Consider the following 19,276-nt stretch of genomic DNA (forward strand, 5'->3'; position numbering starts at 1 on the left):
CAACTGTCACAATTCGGGAACTGCTTTGAGATTCGAACAATCCGCCTGGAAATGCCGGATCTCTCTACGGCTTGAATCTCACCTCGTCCAAGTTGGCGCGATACATAGGCATCGCTCCGCCGCCTGTAAAGCGAAATGGCCGGCACAAGGCCGGCCGATCGGCGACTGCAATCTTGTCAGTAGAGGCCGCCGCCACCAGACTGGATAGCCTGCGATGCCTGAGGCGAAATCCCGGATCCAGGACCATTCGAACCGTCCGAACCCATGCCGATGACCCAGTAGCTGTCGGCCGGTCCAGTGCCTGGCTTGAAGGCCTCCATGATCGTGTTGGGGTCGCCTTCATTGGCGCGCATGCCGGTCTTTCGGTTGATTGCGACCAGGGTCATGCCCTCCGGCACCTTGAACGCGATCTTCGGTTGACCAACCAGCGCATCGCGCATCATGTCCTTGAAGATCGGCGCCGCGAGGCCGCCGCCGGTGATGCCCTTACCGAGCGGCTTGGGCTGATCGTAGCCGAGATAAAGGCCAACCAGCAGATTCGGCGTGAAGCCGATGAACCATGCATCCTTTTCGTCGTTGGTGGTGCCGGTCTTGCCTGCCATCGGGTAGCCGAGTTCGGCAACGGTAGCGCCGGTACCGCGCTTGATGACACCTTCCATCATGGAGGTGATCTGGTAGGCCGTCATCGGATCCAGCACCTGTTCGGAATTGTCGGTCAACTCCGGCTCGGCCTGGTTCTTCCACTCGGTCGCGTTGCAATTCTCGCAGGTGCGCTCATCCTGACGGAATACCGTCTTACCGTAACGGTCCTGGATGCGGTCGATAACTGACGGTTTGATCGATTTGCCGCCATTGGCCATGATCGCATAGGCCGAAACCATGCGCATGACGGTGGTTTCACCGGATCCAAGCGCCATCGGCAGATACGGCGCCAGCTTGTCATAGACACCGAAGCGTTCGGCATATTCCGCGACCAGCTTCATGCCCATGTCGTTGGCAAGTCGCACCGTCATGAGGTTACGTGAGCGCTCGATGCCGTTGCGCAAGGTCGAAGGACCTGCCGAGTTGCCGTCATAGTTCTTCGGAGTCCAGGTGGTGTTACCGGACTGGATGGTAATCGGGCCGTCCATGATGACGGATGCTGGCGTATAGCCGTTATCCAGCGCCGCCGCGTAAACGATCGGCTTGAACGAAGAACCTGGCTGGCGCATCGCCTGCGTTGCCCGGTTGAATTCCGAAGCGGCATAGGAGAATCCGCCGACCATGGCGAGCACGCGGCCGGTGTGCGGATCCATGGCGACGAGGCCGCCCTCGACCTGCGGAACCTGGCGCAGCAGGTAGCTGGAGCCGCTGTCACTCTTCTTCTGGACAAAGACCACATCGCCGGGCTTCAGGACCTCTGCCGGCGACTTTGCCTTCAGCGTCTTGTCGTCCTGCTTGTAGCGCATGGCCCAGCTCATATCTTCGCGCGATACCGTTCCCTCGATGCGTTCCTTGACCAGATCGCCGGAAGCTTCGCGATCGGGTTGCAGGCCGATCGAAAGACCGTCGCTCGAACTGTCGAGAACAACGGCAAGCGACCATTCGGGCACATCGCTCAAGCCTTTGACGGCGCCCAGTGGGACTCCCCAGTCACCGGCGACCTCGATGTGAGTGACCGGCCCGCGATAACCGCGCAGCGTGTCGAACTTTATCAGTCCGTTCTGCATGGCCTTGCGGGCGAATAACTGCAGCTTGGGATCAAGAGTCGTGCGAACGGAGAGGCCACCTTCGTAAAGAGCGTTCTCGCCATAGCGAGCGATGATCTGGCGGCGAACTTCCTCGGTGAAATACTCGCCAGCGAAAAGGTAGGTGCCATTGCGACGAGGCTTGACGCCGAGCGGTTCGGCCTTCGCCTTGGCGCCCTCCTCCCTCGTCACGTAGCCGTTGTCGACCATCTGGTCGATGACCCAATTGCGGCGCTCAATGGCACGCTCGGTGTGGCGGAAGGGATGATAATTGGACGGACCACGCGGCAGCGCGGCCAGATAGGCAGCTTCCGCCACAGTCAGCTCGTTGACCGACTTGTCGAAATAGGTGAGCGCGGCGCCAGCGACGCCGTAAGCGTTCAGACCGAAGAATATCTCGTTGAGATAAAGTTCAAGGATACGGTCCTTGGAATAGGCCTGCTCGATGCGGAAGGCGAGGATCGCTTCCTTGATCTTGCGGTCGATCGTCTGGTCGGCAGTAAGCAAGAAGTTCTTCGCCACCTGCTGGGTGATCGTGGAAGCACCGACGGGGCGGCGTGAACCCCAGTTCTGCACGTTGACAATAATGGCGCGGCCGAGGCCAGTGATGTCGATACCGGGATGCGAATAGAAATTCTTGTCTTCGGCCGAGAGGAAAGCCGCCTTGACACGGTCCGGCACGGCCTGGATCGGCAGATAAAGGCGGCGTTCACGCGCATATTCCGCCATCAGCGCGCCGTCGGAAGCGTGGATACGGGTGGTGACAGGAGGCTCGTATTTAGCGAGCACCTCGTAGTCCGGCAGCTCCTTGGCCAAGCTGCCTACATAGATCGCGACGACCGCAGCGGCCAGCAGAGCCAGCATCGTGCCGATGCCGAAGAAATAGCCGATAAGACGAATCATGCCCACTCCAGTCCGTGGCCCAGGATTTCCCTAGCGCATGGTTCCGGAAATCGGAAAGGATTTCCCGGACGCGTCTGCGCCTCATTCATGCGTTCCGGCAATCCTTGCGTCCTGCCGTTTCACGAGACGCCATAAACGATACTGCCTGCCACGCAAGGCTTGGGGAGCACCCCAGCCCGCTCGCCGTCCTTTGTCTGGGCGATGTGGGCAAATTGCGGCAATCGCAAAATTCTTGGCCAACCGGCCAGAATATTAACACCCGGTGTTGTGAAGGCGCAACGCCACCACGGGCCGAATGGAAACACACTCCCTCTTCGAGGTGGACTCAGCCGCCCGCATTTACCCGGGAAGCCGCAAAGGTCGCAACCGCCTTGCTGATGCTTTCGGCCGCTTTGCCACGCCATTCGGGATTGGTAAGCTGAGCCTCATCCTTGGCATTGGAGAGATAGCCCAGTTCGACGAGAACGGATGGCACATCCGGCGCCTTGAGCACGCGGAAACCTGCAAAGCGGTGCGGGTTGTTTATCAGGCCGACCGTGGTCGAAAGCTCACCAACCAGGGTCTGGGCAAAACCCATGGAAAAAGAATGGGTCTCGCGGCGGATCAGGTCGATCAGGATATCGGTAACTTCCTGGCTGTCTTCCTTGATCTCCATACCGGCGAACTGATCGGAAAGGTTCTCCCGATCCGCCAGCGCCTGCGCTTCGGGGTCGGAGGCTTTGTCGGAGACGGTGTAGACCGTCGCGCCACGAATACCTTTCAGGCGGATTGTATCGGCATGGATGGAAATGAAGAGATTTGCGCCGCGCTGGCGGGCGATGCGCACGCGATCGTCGAGACGCAGGAAGGTGTCATCCTCGCGGGTAAGCGAGATGTCGTACTTGCCTTCCGCAGAGAGTTTGTCGCGCAGTTCTTTCGCAAAGGCCAAGGTGACGTTCTTTTCGACCGTTCCGTTCAGTCCCTCAGCGCCGCCGTCGACGCCGCCATGGCCCGGATCGATGACGATGGTGAACTTGTGGGAGGTTACCGCCGGCACCGGCTTGGCCAGGCGCTCGCGCTTGTCTGGAGAAACAGTCGAGGACGTGGTAACGGCCTGATCGGCCAGCGCCGCATCGAACTCACGGTCAGAAACCGCCGATATGTCGACCGCCATGCGGTAACCGGAACCATCTTCATTCTTGAGCACGTCCAGCTTGTCGACCCGGAACGGTCCCTTGCTGATCAGGATCAGCCGGGAAGCACCATTCTCGATCTGGCCATAGCGCACGCTCTTGACCAGCCCGCGCGCCTTTAGGTCCTTCGCGGAGAAAGTCAGCTTGGCGTTGGGCACATCGATGACCAGGCGATGCGGGCCGCGCAGCAGGAACCAGCGCGGATTGGGCTCGCGATCGAAATCAACCACGATCCGCATTTTTGTGGCGTCGCCCGCCATCTTGTAGCCGGTGGCGGCCAGCGGCGCCTCGCCAGCGTGCGCGATTGCCGGCAGAATCAGGCTGGCGAACAGGACGAATAGCGCGCAGCACGCCACGCCGACCCAGCCGCCAAGCCTCTTGTTGGTAGTCGCTCTCAGCCCCATCTCATTTCCAGTCGCTGCCCGGTCCGGTAAAACCAGCCCGGTTGTTCGATCGAAGACGCCGCTTAGGCCGTGAACTCGATTAACGATTGGTATCCAGAGAAGGTTAACCAAGCCTTTCAGGAGAGATTTCGCTGACGGAGCGGCCCTTTGCCGGCATGGAAATCAGGGTTGCCTTCCTACGCGTCAAATCATAAAAGCGACGGTGGGTCACTGCAATCCTGGGACCACCTTTCCCCTCAGCTTTCTGCTGGGCCTGGTGAGAGGTCAGGTTCTCGCCAAGGCGACAGGAATACAGGCGATCGCGACGAATTTCGCAGCCGCAAGCCCGAGGCGGGGGAAGCGGTTGCGGCAGGAAAACGGCAAGGGGGTATCCCGCGCCGGCTCGACAGGAGCAAACAAGCTGGTCCGGGTTTTCCGGGCTTAGGTTCAAAAAAGGTCCGTTCGGTTTTGACGGTTTCAGGTACTACATTGGAAAGGTCCGCATTCAACCGCGCCAACACGGCTGCGGGCGGCACCGCCATCACCCTGAAGCGGCCCACGGCGGACGAACAAATATCCGGCACGCACGCACAGACAGCTTCACGGCAACGGGCATTGTCCCGTCGGCCGCAGCTGGCGGCTGCCGGGAGGAAACATCATAATGCCCAACAAGATGCTAATCGACGCCTCCCACCCGGAGGAAACACGCGTAGTCGTCGTACGCGGTAACCGTATCGAAGAATTCGACTTCGAATCACAGGACAAGAAGCAACTCAAAGGAAACATCTATCTCGCCCGCGTCACGCGAGTGGAGCCGTCGCTGCAGGCGGCGTTTGTGGAATACGGTGGTAACCGCCACGGTTTCCTGGCCTTTTCCGAGATTCATCCTGACTACTACCAGATCCCGGTCGCTGATCGGCAGGCGCTGTTGCGCGCCGAGGCTCAGGAGCACGAGGAAGAGGACGAGGACGAAAACGGCGAGAATGGCGACGAGCGCCAGGAGCGCAATCGTGGCCGCCGCGGCCGGCGGCGCGGTCGCAACCGCGACCGTGGCGAGCGCAAGCGCGATGCAGCCGCCGACGAAAACGGCGAGGTCAACGAGGAGGCTGTCGCGGAGACCTCCGAAGACAATCTGGCATCCGCCGAAACCGAGACAATCGAAGAGAATGGTGATGTTGACGATACCGTCAAAGGCGGTTCGATCGCGGCCAGCGTCGAAGTCGATGTGATCTCGGAAGAAGTCGAAATCGCCGAGGAAACAAGCGAGGAAAAGGTCGAGGCTGCGGAAGACAGCAGCAACGACGAGCACGCCCCTTCCGCCGATGCCGACCGCGGCACCGTTGAGGAGGTGTCGCACGCGCATTCCGATGACCACGAAATCGAATCCGTCGGCGCGGAAGACGCGCTCGAGGAAATCCGCGACCGGCGCAGGCCGGTGCGCAAGCAGTACAAGATCCAGGAGGTCATCAAGCGTCGCCAGATCTTGCTGGTGCAGGTCGTCAAGGAAGAGCGGGGCAACAAGGGTGCGGCGCTGACCACCTATCTCTCGCTCGCTGGCCGCTATTCGGTGCTGATGCCCAATACTGCCCGCGGCGGCGGTATCTCGCGCAAGATCACCAACGCGCAGGATCGCAAAAGGCTGAAGGAAGTCGTGCAGGACCTCGACGTGCCGCAGGGCATGGGCGTGATCCTGCGCACCGCCGGTGAGAGCCGCACCAAGGCCGAGATCAAGCGCGATTACGAATATCTGATGCGGTTGTGGGAGAACGTCCGCAACCTGACGCTCAAATCCACCGCCCCTGCCCTGGTCTACGAGGAAGGGTCGCTCATCAAGCGTTCAGTGCGAGACCTATACAACAAGGAGATCGACGAGATCCTGGTCGCCGGCGAAGAGGGTTATCGCGAAGCCAAGGACTTCATGCGTATGCTGATGCCCAGCCATGCGAAGATGGTCCAGCCTTATCGCGATACCTCGCCGATCTTTGCGCGCAACGGCATCGAGGCGCAGCTCGACAAGATGGTCCAGCCGCAGGTGACGTTGAAGAGTGGCGGGTATCTCATCATCAACCAGACCGAGGCGCTGGTCTCGATCGACGTCAACTCAGGCCGTTCGACCCGAGAACATTCGATCGAGGACACCGCCCTTCAGACCAATCTGGAGGCGGCGGAGGAAGTGGCCCGCCAGCTCAGGCTACGCGATCTCGCCGGTCTTATCGTCATCGACTTCATCGACATGGAAGAGAACCGGAATAACCGGGCGGTCGAGAAGAAGCTGAAGGATTGCCTGAAGAACGACCGCGCCCGCATTCAGGTCGGCCGGATCTCGCATTTCGGCCTGATGGAAATGAGCCGCCAGCGCATCCGCGCTTCGGTGCTGGAATCGACAATGAAGCCCTGCCCGCATTGCGGGGGCACGGGCCATGTCCGTTCCGACTCGTCCGTCGCATTGCTCGTGGTAAGGGGCATCGAAGAGTTCTTGCTCAAGGATTCTCGCAGCCACATCACGGTGCGTACGCCGGCGGCGACCGCACTCTATGTGCTCAACCATAAGCGTTCGACGCTGGTGGAGTTGGAGGCGCGTTTCGGGCTCACCATCACCATCGAAGCCGACGAAACGGTCGGCTCGCAGCACTATTTGATCGTCCGAGGTGCAATTGCGGAGAAGCCGGAAGGCTTCATCGAAGCCAAGCCGCAATCGATCCCTGTCGAACCCGAGGAGCCGGAAGACGAGATCGTCGTCGAGGAAGAGGACGAAATCGAAGAGGAACAGCCGCGCCAAGAGCAGCACGCGCGCGATGGCGATAGCCAGCGCGATCGCAAGCGCCGTCGCCGTCGTCGTCGCCGCGGTGGCCGTGATCGCGACCAGACCACGGCAACAGACAACGGCGAGAGCGTTTCGGCAGACGCCGATGACGAAGCTGGTGACGAAGCAGTCGCGGATGACGCCGTCGCCGCACAGACTGAAGCCGAAGTCGTCGCTGCCGAGGCTTCCGACGACAGTGCGGCCAAGAAGCGTCGGCGCGGTAAGCGCGGAGGCAAGCGTAACCGCAAGGAAGATGGCGAGGACACCGTTGAGGCAGCGACAAACGGCGAGACCGAACCGGTAGTCACCGAGGCCGCCGCTGTGGAGCCCGCGCTCGAAGTGGCGCCCGCCGAGGAAGCCGGGGCTGCCGCGGAGCCGCCAGTTGAGAAGCCGAAGAAGCCGCGTCGCACAGCCAAGTCGAAAAAAGCCGAGGCTGCTGCCGACACGGCCCCGGTTGAAGCAGTGGCTGAAGTTCCTGCGGAAATCGTGGTCGAGACGAAAAAGGCAGAAAAGGCTCCCGCCGAGAAGAAGCCCCGTGCGTCGCGCCGCAAGGCAGTTGCTGCCGAAGCTCCGGCGGCGCCGGTTGTATCCTCGACTGTCACGGCCGAAGCCGACGACAGTGGGGAGGAGAAGCCGAAGCGCGCCGGCTGGTGGCAACGCAAGGGGTTCTTTTGAGGCGGCAAATTAGCCCGGCAGGTACGCCACAAGGCTAAACAGCGACCAGAGAAAAACGGCGGCACCAAGTGTCGCCGTTTTCTTTTGGTTGCCTTGGCGTTTTCGCCATGGGCGCTCCAAGGCTTTGTCTTCAAGCAATTCCGGACGGAAAAGCGCTACGCACTTTCTGGAATTGGCCCAGAGCATTTTGGGGCCAAGTGGAATCACTTGGCTACAAAAATGCGAAGAAAACAAAACTTAGAGCGTTTCCGCGTTTCCGTGAAAAACGGAAGCGCTCTAGTGATGGCGGATATGACGTTCCGCCGAAACCTCACCCTCGCTGAAAGCCTGAACGAACGGCATGAGCTGCCACACGGCCGAAAGGCCGATGATGACAGAGACCAGTCGAGCCAGCGGGGTGCCGGTTCCTCCGAACAGTGTTCCGAGGACGTCGTAGCCCACGACACCCATAACCAGCCAGTTCAGGCCGCCGATGATGATCAGGACGAGGGTCACAAGGTTCATGGCGCGCATTGGTGCCTCCATGAGTTTGTTGCCTGACGCAAAAAACGCAAGTCGATCCAGGGAGGTTCCACCCAATCGCGAAATCGTGAAGACGGCGTCAGGCCCGCTCGTTACTATTTCAGCCAGCGCTCGAGCCGCGATACGGCTTCCACCATCTCATCATGGCTTCCGGCATAGGAGAAACGCATGAAGCGGTGCCCCTGCCGTGGATCGAAATCGCGACCTGGCGTTGCCGCGACATGGGCTTCCGCCAGCATCTTGCCGGCAAATGCCATGCTGTCGTTCGTAAGGCGCGAGACATCGCAGAAAGCGTAAAAGGCGCCGTCCATCGGGGCTGCCAGCATAAAGCCCAGTTTCGGGAGGCGCTTCATCAGCAAATCGCGATTCCAGGCATAACGCGCCTTCACCGCTTCAAGCTCCTCGGTTGCCTCGAAGGCTTCGATGGCTGCCACCTGAGAGAGTTCCGGGGCCGAAATATAGAGGCTCTGCGCAATGCGTTCGACCGGTCTCACCAGTTTTTCGGGCAGCACCATCCAGCCGATACGCCAGCCGGTCATGCAATAATATTTCGAGAAGGAGTTGATCACCGTGACATCCCTACCGAAGGTGAGTGCGGTAGTATCGGGCGCACCATAGGCCAGGCGGTGGTAGATCTCATCGGAGATCACCGCGATGCCAAGTCGGTCGGCCGTTTGGACCAGCAGCTTCAGCGCTTCGTTCGGGATGACCGCGCCCGTAGGATTGGCCGGGCTCGCGAACAGCACGCCCTTCAGCGGTTTCTCGGCATGAGCAGCGGCCAGATGTTCGGCGTGGAGATAAGCGGCACCATCCAGTTCGATCTCGACAACCTCTATGCCAAGAGCTGCCATGATGTTGCGATAGGCTGGATAGCCCGGCGCGGCGATGGCGACCCGGTCGCCGGCGTCGAACATGGCGAGGAAAGCAAGATTGAAGGCGGCGGAAGATCCCGTCGTGACGGCGATGCGCCCCGGCGCAACCTCGATCCGGTAATGATCGCGATAATGGTCAGCGATGGCACGGCGCAAATCGGCCAGGCCCAGCGCATCGGTATAGCCGATGCGTCCGGTCTTTAACGCGGCAACGGCAGCCTCCCGCACAACGGCGGGCGCCGGATCCGATGGCTGACCGACAGCCATGGAAATCACCGGCGCGCCTTCGCCTTTCAGCTTGTTGGCACCGGCCAGAACATCCATGGCATGGAACGGCTCGACGTCCCCGCGCAGTGATAGCGAAACGACCATTTTTCGACGAAACTCCCGGGTAACGATGCCCCATCATCCGCGTCCGGCTGTTGGATCGCGCCGCACAATTGCCCGATTGATGGGGATCACAAGTTCGGTAAGTTTTCGCGCGCCGGCTTTTCATCGTCAACCGCCTCGTCTACCAGTGTACGCATCATGTTGAGCCTTTCACGCCACGGACAGAGGATCGCCAGGAGCGCACGCGCCCTGACGGCGTTAGCACTTGGCGCGGTTATCGCCGTTAATGGCACCGTCAATGCGTTTGCCCAGAACGTACCAGTGGTGCGCGATGCCGAGATCGAAGCGCTGGTTCGCGACTATGCCAAACCGATCTTCAAGGCGGCCGGTCTTTCCAATGCCGGCATCCAGATCGTGCTGGTCAACGATCCAAGCTTCAATGCCTTTGTGGCGGGCCGCCGGGTCTTCATCAACACAGGCACGTTGATGCAGGCAGAAACGCCGAACGAGGTGATCGGCGTGCTGGCGCACGAAACCGGGCACATCGCCGGCGGCCACCAGCAGAGGCTGCGCGATCAGCTTGAACGCGCCAAGACCATGGCGATCGTTGCCGGCCTGCTTGGCGCCGGAGCACTGGTCGCAGGTGCTGCCAGCAACAGCAAGGGCTTGGCTGGCGCCGGTATGGGGCTCGCCACCGGCGGTACCGAGTTGGCGCAGCGTTCGCTGCTCGCCTATCAGCGCGGCGAGGAGATGACGGCCGATCGTTCCGCCATCACCTACCTCAACGCAACCGGCCAGTCCGGCGCCGGCATGTTGAAGACATTCCAGCGTTTCCAGAGCGCGCTGTCACTGTCGGGCGCGCGTGTCGATCCCTACCGCGTCAGTCACCCGATGCCGCAGGATCGCATCTCGAACCTGCAGGATCTCGTCAGCAAAAGCCCCTATCTCGACGCCAAGGATCCGCCTGCCCTGCAGCAGCGTCACAACATGATGCGCGTCAAGATCGCTGCCTTCACGCAAGGCCAGGCAGCGACCTCCCGGCTCTTGCGCAAGAGCCCGGATCCTGTTGCCGTTCAATATGGCGAGGCGATATCGAACTATCTCAACGGCAATCCGAGTTCAGCGCTGTCCAAGACTGACGCACTGATCAAGACGCAGCCAAAGAACGCCTATCTTCAGGAATTGCGTGGCGATATCCTGATGAAGATGAACAAGCCCAAGGACGCCGCCGCTGCCTATGCCAAGGCCGTCAGTCTCGATCCGGTGAAGTCGGGCCTTCTTTCGGTCTCCTATGGTCAGGCGCTGCTTGCACAGCGCACGCCGGAATCTTTGAAAAAAGCCATTACACAGCTCTCCAACGGCCTTGAGCGCGACCGCGAGAACGCCGCCGGTTACCGTTTCCTGGCGCAGGCTTATGGCGAACTCGGTGACGTCGGCCAGGCGGAGCTGGCAACTGCCGAAGGTTACTATTACCAAGGCGCCATCAAGGACGCCAAAATCTTCGCCATGCGTGCGCAGAAGCTGCTAAAGCCCGGCGAACCGGCCTGGGTGCGGGCGCAGGATATCATCGGCGCCAAAGCGCCATCCAAGAAATCAAACTGAATACGGATGAGCAGCAATATCCCCGCTGCGGCGGCCACGACAGGCAAAGGAAGACGACCATGAAAAAAGCCCATCTGCTCAGCACCGCCGGAGCGGCCATTGCGCTTGCCGCATTCGCAGTGGGCTTCACAGCGAGCGACACCCGGCCAGCTTTCGCGGATACCAAGCTTGATCGCGCTCAGGTCGAAGAGATTGTTCGGGACTATCTTTTGAAGAACCCGGAAATCCTGCTGGAAGTGCAGGATGCGCTTGAGACCAAGCAGAAGGAGGCGCAGAAGCTTGCTTCGCTCGGCGTCATCAAGGAGAACAAGGACGAGATCTTCAACGCCTCCTATGATGCCGTCGTCGGCAATCCCAACGGCAAGATCACCATTGTCGAGTTCTACGATTACAATTGCGGCTACTGCAAACGCGCCATGACCGACATGTCGGAACTCACGAAGGCCAATCCCGACTTGCGCTTCGTGCTGAAGGAATTCCCGATCCTCGGCCCGGATTCCCAGAAAGCCCATATCGTCTCGCAGGCCTTCCAGAAACTGATGCCGGAGAAGGCCGGCGAGTTCCATCTCGAATTGCTGGGCAGCCAGACCCGCGCCACGGAAGACACGGCCATCAAGGTCGCCGTGGAACTCGGTGCCGATGAGACGAAGTTGCGCGAGGCGATGAAGGACCCGGCGATCATGGAACGCTTTGCAAAGACCTATGATCTGGCCAACAAGCTGGCCATCACCGGCACCCCCTCCTACGTCATCGGCAATGAAGTGGTGTTTGGCGCACTCGGTGCGGACGTTTTGACTGAAAAGATCAAGGCCGCGAAGCCGACACTCTGAGCATCGAGGATCGAGAAACCCGGACTGGGCAAGGCCGGGTCCGGTCAAACCGGCGTTGTGGACAGGGCAAGATGACACTTGCGCTCTTTTCGCGGCCGTTTATGCCCATTATAGAGGTCCGGCGCGCCAGCGATATTCGGCGCGAGGGTAAAGGTAGCCATTTTTGAAAACGGTTTTCGTCCTCAACGGTCCCAATCTCAACATGCTCGGCAGGCGCGAGCCGTCAATCTATGGCGACAAGACGCTGGACGACATCGCTGCCGATTGCGTGAAGGCAGGTCAGGATCTCGGACTGACCGTCGATTTCCGCCAGTCGAACCATGAGGGCCATCTGGTCGACTGGATCCAGGAAGCGGGAGAGGCTGCTGCGGGGGTTGTCATCAATGCCGGCGCCTATACCCATACCTCTATCGCCATCCACGACGCCATCCGGGGTGTTGCCCCGCTGCCGGTGGTGGAGGTGCATCTTTCCAACATCCACGCACGCGAGCCGTTCCGGCATGTATCCCGGATCGCCCCGCACGCCGTGGGCATGATCTGCGGCTTCGGGCCGCTTGGCTATACGCTGGCGCTGCAGGCGCTCGCCGCCCGTGTCTGAAATGGGCGGACAACAAGAAGGGTCGGACATGACGACGAAAAAAACCGGTGTTGACCAGCAGCTGATCCGCGATCTCGCGGGCATTCTGAACGACACCAACCTGACCGAAATCGAGGTCGAACTCGGCGATCTTAAGCTGCGCGTCTCGCGCCATGCGCCAGCGGTGCACGCGGTCGCAGCACCCGCTCCGATCGTCGCAGCCGCTGCCCCACAGGTCGCCGCAACGGCGATGCCAGCCGCGCCGACTGCTGCTGAAGCGGCCAAGAACGCCGTGCCTTCCCCGATGGTCGGCACTGCCTACCTCGCTCCCTCGCCTGACGCCAAGCCTTTCGTGGAAATCGGCCAGAAGGTGAAGGAAGGTCAGACGCTGCTGATCATCGAAGCCATGAAGACGATGAACCAGATCCCTTCGCCCCGCGCCGGCACGGTGACGGCGATCCTGGTCGAGGACGCGCAGCCGGTCGAATACGGAATGCCGCTCGTCGTGATCGAATAAGGCGCGGGGACGGACGGAATGTTCCAGAAGATCCTCATCGCCAATCGCGGCGAAATCGCGCTTCGGGTGCTGCGTGCCTGCAAGGAACTCGGCATCAAGACCGTTGTCGTGCATTCCACCGCCGACGCCGACGCCATGCATGTTCGCCTCGCCGACGAGAGCGTGTGTATCGGCCCACCGCCGTCGCGCGACAGCTATCTCAACATCCATCAGATCGTTGCCGCCTGCGAGATCACCGGTGCCGATGCCGTGCATCCGGGTTATGGCTTCCTGTCGGAGAACGCGAAGTTCGCCGACATCCTTGCCGCCCATAACATCACCTTTATCGGCCCCTCGGGCGACCATATCCGCATCATGGGTGACAAGATCGAGGCCAAGCGCACCGCCAAGCGCCTCGGCATTCCGGTCGTTCCAGGCTCGGACGGTGCGGTTTCCGAAGAGAAGGAAGCCAAGCGTATCGCCGCCGAGATCGGCTATCCGGTCATTATCAAGGCATCCGCTGGTGGCGGTGGCCGAGGCATGAAGGTGGCCCGCACGGAAGCCGATCTGGAAGTGGCGCTGGCGACCGCCCGTTCCGAAGCGGGAGCGGCCTTCGGCGACGACGCGGTCTATATCGAGAAATACCTGGAAAAACCGCGCCACATCGAATTGCAGGTGTTCGGCGATGGCGCAGGCAGGGGAGTGCATTTCGGCGAGCGTGACTGTTCGCTGCAGCGCCGCCACCAGAAGGTGTGGGAGGAGGCCAACTCCCCTGCCCTCAACGAGGAAGAGCGTGCTCGCATCGGGGGTATCTGCGCAAACGCGGTGGCCGATCTCGGCTATTCGGGTGCCGGGACCATCGAGTTCCTCTACGAGAACGGCGAGTTCTACTTCATCGAGATGAACACGCGTCTCCAGGTGGAGCATCCGGTGACGGAAGCGATCACCGGCATCGATCTGGTGCACGAGCAGATTCGTGTCGCCTCTGGCGGCGGGCTTTCGGTGCGGCAGGAAGATATCAAGTTCAACGGCCACGCCATTGAATGCCGTATCAATGCGGAGGATCCGCGCACTTTCACGCCTTCGCCGGGCACCATCACGCACTTCCACACGCCAGGCGGTCTTGGCATCCGCGTCGATTCCGGTGTCTATTCCGGCTATCGAATCCCGCCTTACTACGACAGCCTGATCGGCAAGCTGATCGTACACGGCCGCAACCGTGTCGAATGCATGATGCGCCTGCGCCGGGCACTTGACGAGTTCGTGGTCGATGGCATCAACACCACGCTACCTCTATTCCGCGACCTCGTCGGTAATCCCGATATCGCCAACGGCGACTACGACATCCACTGGCTGGAAAAATATCTGGCCAAGGCGGATTGAAAGACGGCGCGTCCTTCGACGATTGCTCGAAGGACGTACCTGTAGGGCGGCTGCAGTCGAGATGAATCCTGACTCTATCTCTTTGTCTTGTCGCATGATCTTTATCGAAAAGTCCGCAGCTTTTCGGGATCATGCCTGGACACAACGTTGAGATGACTCGTCCTTTCGCGCCCGGCTATCGCATTCCGACCGACCTTCTGCTCAAGGCCTATGCCTCGGGTGTCTTCCCGATGGCAGAAAGTGCGGACGACCCCGAAGTGTTCTGGGTGCGGCCCGAAAAGCGCGGCATCATCCCGCTCGACGATTTCCATATCCCGAAAAGTCTCGCCAAGACGGTCCGCAAAGCTCCTTTCGATATCCGCTTCGACCATGATGTCGCGGCGACCATCGACGGCTGCGCCGAGCAGCGGGAAGAGCGCCAGTCGACCTGGATCAACGCGCCTATCCGCGAGGCCTATCTGCAGCTTGCCCAGATGGATCATTGCCACTCGGTTGAAGCCTGGCGGGAAGGACGTCTTGTGGGCGGGCTCTACGGAGTATCGATCGGCCGGGTCTTCTTCGGTGAAAGCATGTTTTCGCGCGAGACCAATGCCTCAAAGGTCTGTCTTGTCCATTTGGTCGCAAGGCTCAAGGAGCGCGGCTTTGCCCTGCTCGACACCCAGTTCACTACCGATCATCTGAAGCGTTTCGGCGCTGTCGACGTGCCACGCAGCCGCTACGAAAAGATGCTGGCTGCCGCTTTGCAGGGCAAGGCAACCTTTAACCCAAGGCCGGCCTGAGGGACTCGGCAGCTCAGTTGGTCGACTGCGTACTATTTACCTTCGCTGGCGCGCCATTGGACGACGGCTTTGCTGCAGCCGGCGCCGGTACGTCGGACTTTTGCTTGCAGCCCTTCAGCCACACGTCATAGACGGCGTGCTCGACGGCGTTGATGCCGGGGCTTTCTGCGAACATCCAGCCGGTGAAGATGCGCCGGATCTTGCGGTCGAGTGTGATTTCGTCGACTTCGACAAAGGAATCCGTCTTCGGGGCCTCGGCGCCGGGGCGCGAATAACACACGCGTGGCGTCACCTGCAGCGCCCCAAACTGCACTGTCTCGTCGATGTAGACGTCGAAATTGATGATGCGCCCGGTGATCTTGTCGATGCCGGAAAACTCGGCGACCGGATTGGCGACGCGTTCAACCTTGGCCTCGGGAGTCGGCTTGCTCTGAGCCGGCTGCTGCTGACCAGGCTGGTCAGTCTGCGCGGGTTGTTGCGGAGCCGGTTCCTCCGCCGGTTGTTCCTGGGTAGGCTGTCCCTGGTTGGCGTCCGGCTGGATTTCGAACGGTATCTGGGCCGGCGTCTCCCCGGCAGGCGGATCCCAGGGCATCTGCTGTGCATTCGCATGGAGCGGGCAAGCAACCGCCAGCATCATTGCCAAGGCGCCGGTCGAAAGGCGGTTGAAAGATCTCATACGGACGGCCCGTCTTTGGGTGATTCTCGACGCCCAAAGGTAGAGCGTTCCGACGAAGCGAACCAGCTAAACAGCAAATGTGGCGAGAACCCGAACCGATGCCGGCTTAGGAGCCCGGCGTCCAGGCATCGTAATCGCCCGTCACCTGCGGACGGTGCTGGCTGCCCAACAGCGAGCCCTTCGGGCGGTAGGCCGCAGCGCTGCCGGTCAGGTTGAGCTGGTGCGGTTTCTGCCAATCACGCGGTTTGTAGGTTTCGTCGGCAGGCGCAACGTCGACGCGGTGATGAATCCAGCCATGCCAGCCGGGCGGGATCGCTGAAGCTTCCGACTTGCCGGCATAAATCACCCAGCGGCGGGTCTGTCCGTCGGAATTGACGCCACCTTCGTAATAGATGTTGCCGAATTCGTCCTGGCCGACTTTCTTGCCATGACGCCAGGTATGAAAACGCGTGCCCAGCGTCTGGCCGTTCCACCAGGTAAAAAACTGCGTCAGAAAGCCTGCCATGCTGGTCCTCGCGGGCGTTTGCCGTTGCCTGCTTATGCCGCCCTGCCGGGCGGAAGGCAAGGGTTTAGATCGTCGCGCGGGGCGGAGTTCCCTCGCCTTCGCTGGAGGAAATGGGAAAATCGCCTCTTCATTTCGCAACTGCTCAAATCCATCTCGCACTTGCAAAACAATTAGCCGCTCCGTATCCGTAGGTAGGCTCGGTCTACCGGGCTCTCGGACAGGTTCACCTGTCCGCTGAGGGAGGAAAAGATGGCTTCCGATGCGACTGCGGCCGCACCCCGCATTACGCCTGTCGAGCTGTCGGCCCGCAAGGGCGGCACGCCGATCGTCTGCTTGACTGCCTATACCTACCCTGTTGCCTACCTGCTTGATCCGCATGTCGATCTTCTTCTGGTCGGCGACAGCGTGGCTATGGTCCTGCACGGCCACAAGACGACGCTTGGTGCCACGATGGACATGATGATCCTGCACGGTCAGGCGGTGATGCGCGGATCGCGCCATGCCTGTGTGGTGCTCGACATGCCAGCCGGCAGCTATGAGGGTTCGCCCGCAATTGCCTTGGCCTTTGCCCGCCGCCTGATCGGCGAAACCGGCTGTAATGCCGTGAAGCTGGAGGGTGGAGTTGACGTGGCAGCGCAGATCGCCGCCATCACCAGCGCCGGCATCCCCGTCATGGGCCATATCGGGCTGCAGCCACAATCCGTGGAAAAGGACGGCGGCTACAAGATCAAGGGCGGCACAGATGCCGCAATCGCGGCACTGCTGGCAGACGCTGAAGCCGTCGAGCGCGCAGGCGCATTCTCGATGGTCGTCGAAGGCACTATGGAGCCGGTGGCGGCCGAAATCACGCGACGGGCCACAATCCCCACCATCGGCATCGGTGCGAGCGCGGCTTGCGACGGCCAAATCCTTGTCACCGACGACGCGATCGGCCTGACCGTCGATCGGGTGCCGAAATTCGTCAAGGAATATGCCGACCTTCGCAACACGGTGAGCGAAGCCGCAGTCCGCTACGCCTCGGAGGTGCGCGCACGCACCTTCCCAGGGCCGGAACATGTTTTTCAACCGAAGGGCACGAAAGAATCATGAAACGCCCGCAAGTCGTTGAAACCGTTTCCGATCTGCGCGCCGTCGTGCGGGAGTGGCGCCGACAGGGCCTGAGCGTCGCCATGGTGCCCACCATGGGGGCGCTGCACGACGGTCACGTCTCACTCACACGCATCGCGCTCGAACGCGCCGATCGATGCGTGGTGTCGATCTTCGTCAATCCGACGCAGTTCGCACCAACCGAAGACCTCGACAAATATCCGCGCCAGCTCGCCGCCGACCTTGACCGGCTAGCGGATGCCGGCGTGCAGCTCGCCTTCACGCCGACAGCGGCGGAAATGTACCCGCAAGGCTTCGATGCCAAGGTGACGATTGGCGGTCCCTCGGCTGGGATGGAAACCGATTTCCGACCCACCTTCTTCGAGGGCGTCGCCACGGTGGTCGCCAAGCTTTTCCTGCAGACTTTGCCCGACTGCGCGGTCTTCGGCGAGAAAGACTATCAGCAGCTCTGCGTCGTGAAAAAGCTCTGCCGCGATCTGGATATTCCCGTCGAGATCATCGGCGCACCGACGATACGGGATACCGAAGGTCTCGCCATGTCGTCGCGCAATGCCTACCTCTCGCCGGTTGAGCTTACCCAAGCACGACAGCTCAACAAAATCCTTCGAAAGACGGCGCAGGCTCTGCAGTTGGGCGCCGAGCCGCAAGAAACGTTGGACGAAGCCCGCCGACAAATCATCAATGCCGGATTCGACGGTGTCGACTATGTCGAAGCGCGCGAGAGCAACACACTGGCGCCCTGGCGACGCGACCGCGATGGCCGAATCCTCGTTGCCGCTCGTCTTGGCGCGACACGGCTGATCGACAATGTGGAAATCGCCGCCGTTTGACCCGGCAAGGGAGAGGCGCCGGCCAACCGCACACTCTCGGCGGAGAAGTTACAGATAACGACGATCCAAGCTGCAATCAAACCAGCGCGGCAAGACGACGTTTAGCAATGGCGACCTTCTCTCCATTTGCATAGATGGAGTGAAATAGATATTTCAGTCGGGTTGTCGCCCGTCACCAGCGACGCTTTCTGGCGTCGCGGCGGCCGAGTTCGCGAGCGGTCGCAGCCAGCCAGCGATCTGCGCTTGCCCTGCCATCGCGTTTCAGCCGACGTTTGTATTCAGGCGCGAGCATGCGGTGATACTGGGTCATCAATTGGTCACGAGAACCAACTGCCTTCTTGTCCGTCCGGAATCTTGGCGATTTGCCGCTCACGCTGCCTTTGTGCCGCATGATGTAGGTATCGTTCCAGGCCGGCACGTAGTTGGGGCTGTAAACTTCCTGTGCGATACCGTCCGCGGTTTGAATCAGAACCCAGCTCAAGGTTAGCGCCAAAACTCTCGTTTGCATCCACATCGATTGTCTTCCTTCGTCAGCCGAAGCGATAGACAGGGATCGACGGACCTTCAAATGATGGGAGGAGCTAGTACAAACAAATCTGGCATTCCGTCAGCCCAGCCGCTTCTCGAACACCAGCGCCGGGATGCCCGATCCGGCAGCACCGCAATCGCCGGTCTGCCCGATCTCGATGAAACCGTTGGCCTTGTAGAAGCGGATTGCCGGCGCGTTGGCCCCCTCCACCTCCAGCCGCAGCGTATCGGCTTCCGGAAAGCTGTCTTCGATCTCTTCCAGCAGCATGCTGCCGATGCCTTTGTGCTGGAAAGCGGGCAGCACATAAAGCTGGCGCAACTCGACCACCTTGGCATCATCCGTGGCGGCAGCAAAGGCCACTCCAGCGATAATCTTGCCGTCATCGGCAACCAGGAATTCTGAGTTCGGCTGCATTAAGCGCGCTTTGAGCGAGGCGGTCGAATGCCACTGGCTGGTGATCTCGTTCACCCGCTCCACGCCATAGATCGCGTCATAGGTGGCATGCCATGTCGCGGCGAGCAGCGCCTTGACCGTTTCGAGATCACGCTCGCTCGCCGTGCGCACGAACATGGGGG

General features: G+C 60.8%; 17 protein-coding genes. 9 read left to right on the top strand and 8 right to left on the bottom strand.

Annotated elements, in window-relative coordinates; all coding sequences use genetic code 11:
• Positions 1 to 176 precede the first annotated feature (176 nt).
• Together L4923_RS08865 and L4923_RS08870 are read right to left on the bottom strand one after the other, a co-directional pair.
• The gene (locus L4923_RS08865) at positions 177 to 2,630 is read right to left on the bottom strand and encodes a penicillin-binding protein 1A (protein WP_239363789.1); all 2,454 of its coding nucleotides are present in this window, start codon (positions 2,628 to 2,630) and stop codon (positions 177 to 179) included.
• A gap of 325 nt (positions 2,631 to 2,955) precedes the next feature.
• Positions 2,956 to 4,206: an N-acetylmuramoyl-L-alanine amidase gene (locus tag L4923_RS08870; RefSeq protein ID WP_239363791.1), complete on the bottom strand. Its 1,251-nt coding sequence runs from the start codon at positions 4,204 to 4,206 to the stop codon at positions 2,956 to 2,958.
• Between the two features lie 640 nt (positions 4,207 to 4,846).
• Here L4923_RS08870 and L4923_RS08875 point away from each other — a divergent pair.
• A complete protein-coding gene (locus L4923_RS08875) occupies positions 4,847 to 7,663 on the top strand; it encodes an Rne/Rng family ribonuclease (RefSeq protein WP_239363793.1) in 2,817 nt (938 codons plus the stop codon).
• Between the two features lie 276 nt (positions 7,664 to 7,939).
• Here L4923_RS08875 and L4923_RS08880 read toward each other — a convergent pair whose 3' ends face one another.
• A complete protein-coding gene (locus L4923_RS08880) occupies positions 7,940 to 8,176 on the bottom strand; it encodes a DUF378 domain-containing protein (protein WP_101934606.1) in 237 nt (78 codons plus the stop codon).
• 104 nt (positions 8,177 to 8,280) lie between these two features.
• Positions 8,281 to 9,429, bottom strand: coding sequence for a pyridoxal phosphate-dependent aminotransferase (locus tag L4923_RS08885; RefSeq protein WP_239363801.1), 1,149 nt, complete (start codon positions 9,427 to 9,429; stop codon positions 8,281 to 8,283).
• Positions 9,430 to 9,585: 156 nt separating this feature from the next.
• Here L4923_RS08885 and L4923_RS08890 point away from each other — a divergent pair, with 156 nt between their 5' ends.
• The 6 genes from L4923_RS08890 (at position 9,586) to aat (ending at position 15,054) form a co-directional block, all read left to right on the top strand.
• Positions 9,586 to 10,989, top strand: a complete 1,404-nt coding sequence (locus L4923_RS08890) for a M48 family metalloprotease (RefSeq protein WP_239363803.1) — start codon at positions 9,586 to 9,588, stop codon at positions 10,987 to 10,989.
• Between the two features lie 59 nt (positions 10,990 to 11,048).
• Positions 11,049 to 11,819, top strand: a complete 771-nt coding sequence (locus tag L4923_RS08895) for a DsbA family protein (RefSeq protein ID WP_239363805.1) — start codon at positions 11,049 to 11,051, stop codon at positions 11,817 to 11,819.
• Positions 11,820 to 11,982: 163 nt separating this feature from the next.
• A complete protein-coding gene (gene aroQ, locus L4923_RS08900; RefSeq protein ID WP_239363806.1) occupies positions 11,983 to 12,417 on the top strand; it encodes a type II 3-dehydroquinate dehydratase in 435 nt (144 codons plus the stop codon).
• Positions 12,418 to 12,445: 28 nt separating this feature from the next.
• Positions 12,446 to 12,913 (top strand): acetyl-CoA carboxylase biotin carboxyl carrier protein, encoded by a 468-nt coding sequence (gene accB / locus L4923_RS08905; RefSeq protein ID WP_239363809.1) that lies wholly within the window; start codon positions 12,446 to 12,448, stop codon positions 12,911 to 12,913.
• 18 nt (positions 12,914 to 12,931) lie between these two features.
• Positions 12,932 to 14,275: an acetyl-CoA carboxylase biotin carboxylase subunit gene (accC, locus tag L4923_RS08910; RefSeq protein ID WP_239363811.1), complete on the top strand. Its 1,344-nt coding sequence runs from the start codon at positions 12,932 to 12,934 to the stop codon at positions 14,273 to 14,275.
• Between the two features lie 152 nt (positions 14,276 to 14,427).
• Positions 14,428 to 15,054, top strand: a complete 627-nt coding sequence (gene aat / locus L4923_RS08915) for a leucyl/phenylalanyl-tRNA--protein transferase (protein ID WP_239363812.1) — start codon at positions 14,428 to 14,430, stop codon at positions 15,052 to 15,054.
• 13 nt (positions 15,055 to 15,067) lie between these two features.
• Here the strand turns inward: aat and L4923_RS08920 are convergent, their stop codons facing one another.
• A complete protein-coding gene (locus L4923_RS08920) occupies positions 15,068 to 15,730 on the bottom strand; it encodes a DUF2155 domain-containing protein (RefSeq protein ID WP_239363813.1) in 663 nt (220 codons plus the stop codon).
• 106 nt (positions 15,731 to 15,836) lie between these two features.
• Positions 15,837 to 16,235, bottom strand: coding sequence for an NADH:ubiquinone oxidoreductase subunit NDUFA12 (locus L4923_RS08925; RefSeq protein WP_239363814.1), 399 nt, complete (start codon positions 16,233 to 16,235; stop codon positions 15,837 to 15,839).
• A gap of 249 nt (positions 16,236 to 16,484) precedes the next feature.
• Here L4923_RS08925 and panB point away from each other — a divergent pair, with 249 nt between their 5' ends.
• Positions 16,485 to 17,324 (top strand): 3-methyl-2-oxobutanoate hydroxymethyltransferase, encoded by an 840-nt coding sequence (gene panB, locus L4923_RS08930; RefSeq protein WP_239363815.1) that lies wholly within the window; start codon positions 16,485 to 16,487, stop codon positions 17,322 to 17,324.
• Positions 17,321 to 18,172 (top strand): pantoate--beta-alanine ligase, encoded by an 852-nt coding sequence (panC, locus tag L4923_RS08935; protein ID WP_239363821.1) that lies wholly within the window; start codon positions 17,321 to 17,323, stop codon positions 18,170 to 18,172. The genes panB and panC overlap by 4 nt, the downstream gene beginning before the upstream one ends.
• A 172-nt stretch (positions 18,173 to 18,344) precedes the next feature.
• Here the strand turns inward: panC and L4923_RS08940 are convergent, their stop codons facing one another.
• Together L4923_RS08940 and L4923_RS08945 are read right to left on the bottom strand one after the other, a co-directional pair.
• Entirely contained in the window at positions 18,345 to 18,653 is a 309-nt protein-coding gene (locus L4923_RS08940) for a hypothetical protein (protein ID WP_239363822.1), read from the bottom strand.
• 126 nt (positions 18,654 to 18,779) lie between these two features.
• Positions 18,780 to 19,271, bottom strand: coding sequence for a GNAT family N-acetyltransferase (locus tag L4923_RS08945; RefSeq protein WP_239363823.1), 492 nt, complete (start codon positions 19,269 to 19,271; stop codon positions 18,780 to 18,782).
• Positions 19,272 to 19,276 lie beyond the last annotated feature (5 nt).

Source organism: Terribium retamae, assembly GCF_022347545.1.
Taxonomy (GTDB): Bacteria; Pseudomonadota; Alphaproteobacteria; order Rhizobiales; family Rhizobiaceae; genus Mesorhizobium; species Mesorhizobium retamae.

Bases quoted from the DNA above. Each gene is read 5' to 3' on its own strand.
- L4923_RS08880 (WP_101934606.1), bottom strand. From the start codon at position 8,176: ATGCGCGCCATGAACCTTGTGACCCTCGTCCTGATCATCATCGGCGGC.
- L4923_RS08890 (WP_239363803.1), top strand. From the start codon at position 9,586: ATGTTGAGCCTTTCACGCCACGGACAGAGGATCGCCAGGAGCGCACGC.
- aat (WP_239363812.1), top strand. From the start codon at position 14,428: ATGACTCGTCCTTTCGCGCCCGGCTATCGCATTCCGACCGACCTTCTG.
- accC (WP_239363811.1), top strand. From the start codon at position 12,932: ATGTTCCAGAAGATCCTCATCGCCAATCGCGGCGAAATCGCGCTTCGG.
- L4923_RS08925 (WP_239363814.1), bottom strand. From the start codon at position 16,235: ATGGCAGGCTTTCTGACGCAGTTTTTTACCTGGTGGAACGGCCAGACG.
- accB (WP_239363809.1), top strand. From the start codon at position 12,446: ATGACGACGAAAAAAACCGGTGTTGACCAGCAGCTGATCCGCGATCTC.
- panC (WP_239363821.1), top strand. From the start codon at position 17,321: ATGAAACGCCCGCAAGTCGTTGAAACCGTTTCCGATCTGCGCGCCGTC.
- L4923_RS08945 (WP_239363823.1), bottom strand. From the start codon at position 19,271: ATGTTCGTGCGCACGGCGAGCGAGCGTGATCTCGAAACGGTCAAGGCG.
- L4923_RS08865 (WP_239363789.1), bottom strand. From the start codon at position 2,630: ATGATTCGTCTTATCGGCTATTTCTTCGGCATCGGCACGATGCTGGCT.
- panB (WP_239363815.1), top strand. From the start codon at position 16,485: ATGGCTTCCGATGCGACTGCGGCCGCACCCCGCATTACGCCTGTCGAG.
- L4923_RS08870 (WP_239363791.1), bottom strand. From the start codon at position 4,206: ATGGGGCTGAGAGCGACTACCAACAAGAGGCTTGGCGGCTGGGTCGGC.
- L4923_RS08895 (WP_239363805.1), top strand. From the start codon at position 11,049: ATGAAAAAAGCCCATCTGCTCAGCACCGCCGGAGCGGCCATTGCGCTT.
- L4923_RS08875 (WP_239363793.1), top strand. From the start codon at position 4,847: ATGCCCAACAAGATGCTAATCGACGCCTCCCACCCGGAGGAAACACGC.
- L4923_RS08920 (WP_239363813.1), bottom strand. From the start codon at position 15,730: ATGAGATCTTTCAACCGCCTTTCGACCGGCGCCTTGGCAATGATGCTG.
- L4923_RS08885 (WP_239363801.1), bottom strand. From the start codon at position 9,429: ATGGTCGTTTCGCTATCACTGCGCGGGGACGTCGAGCCGTTCCATGCC.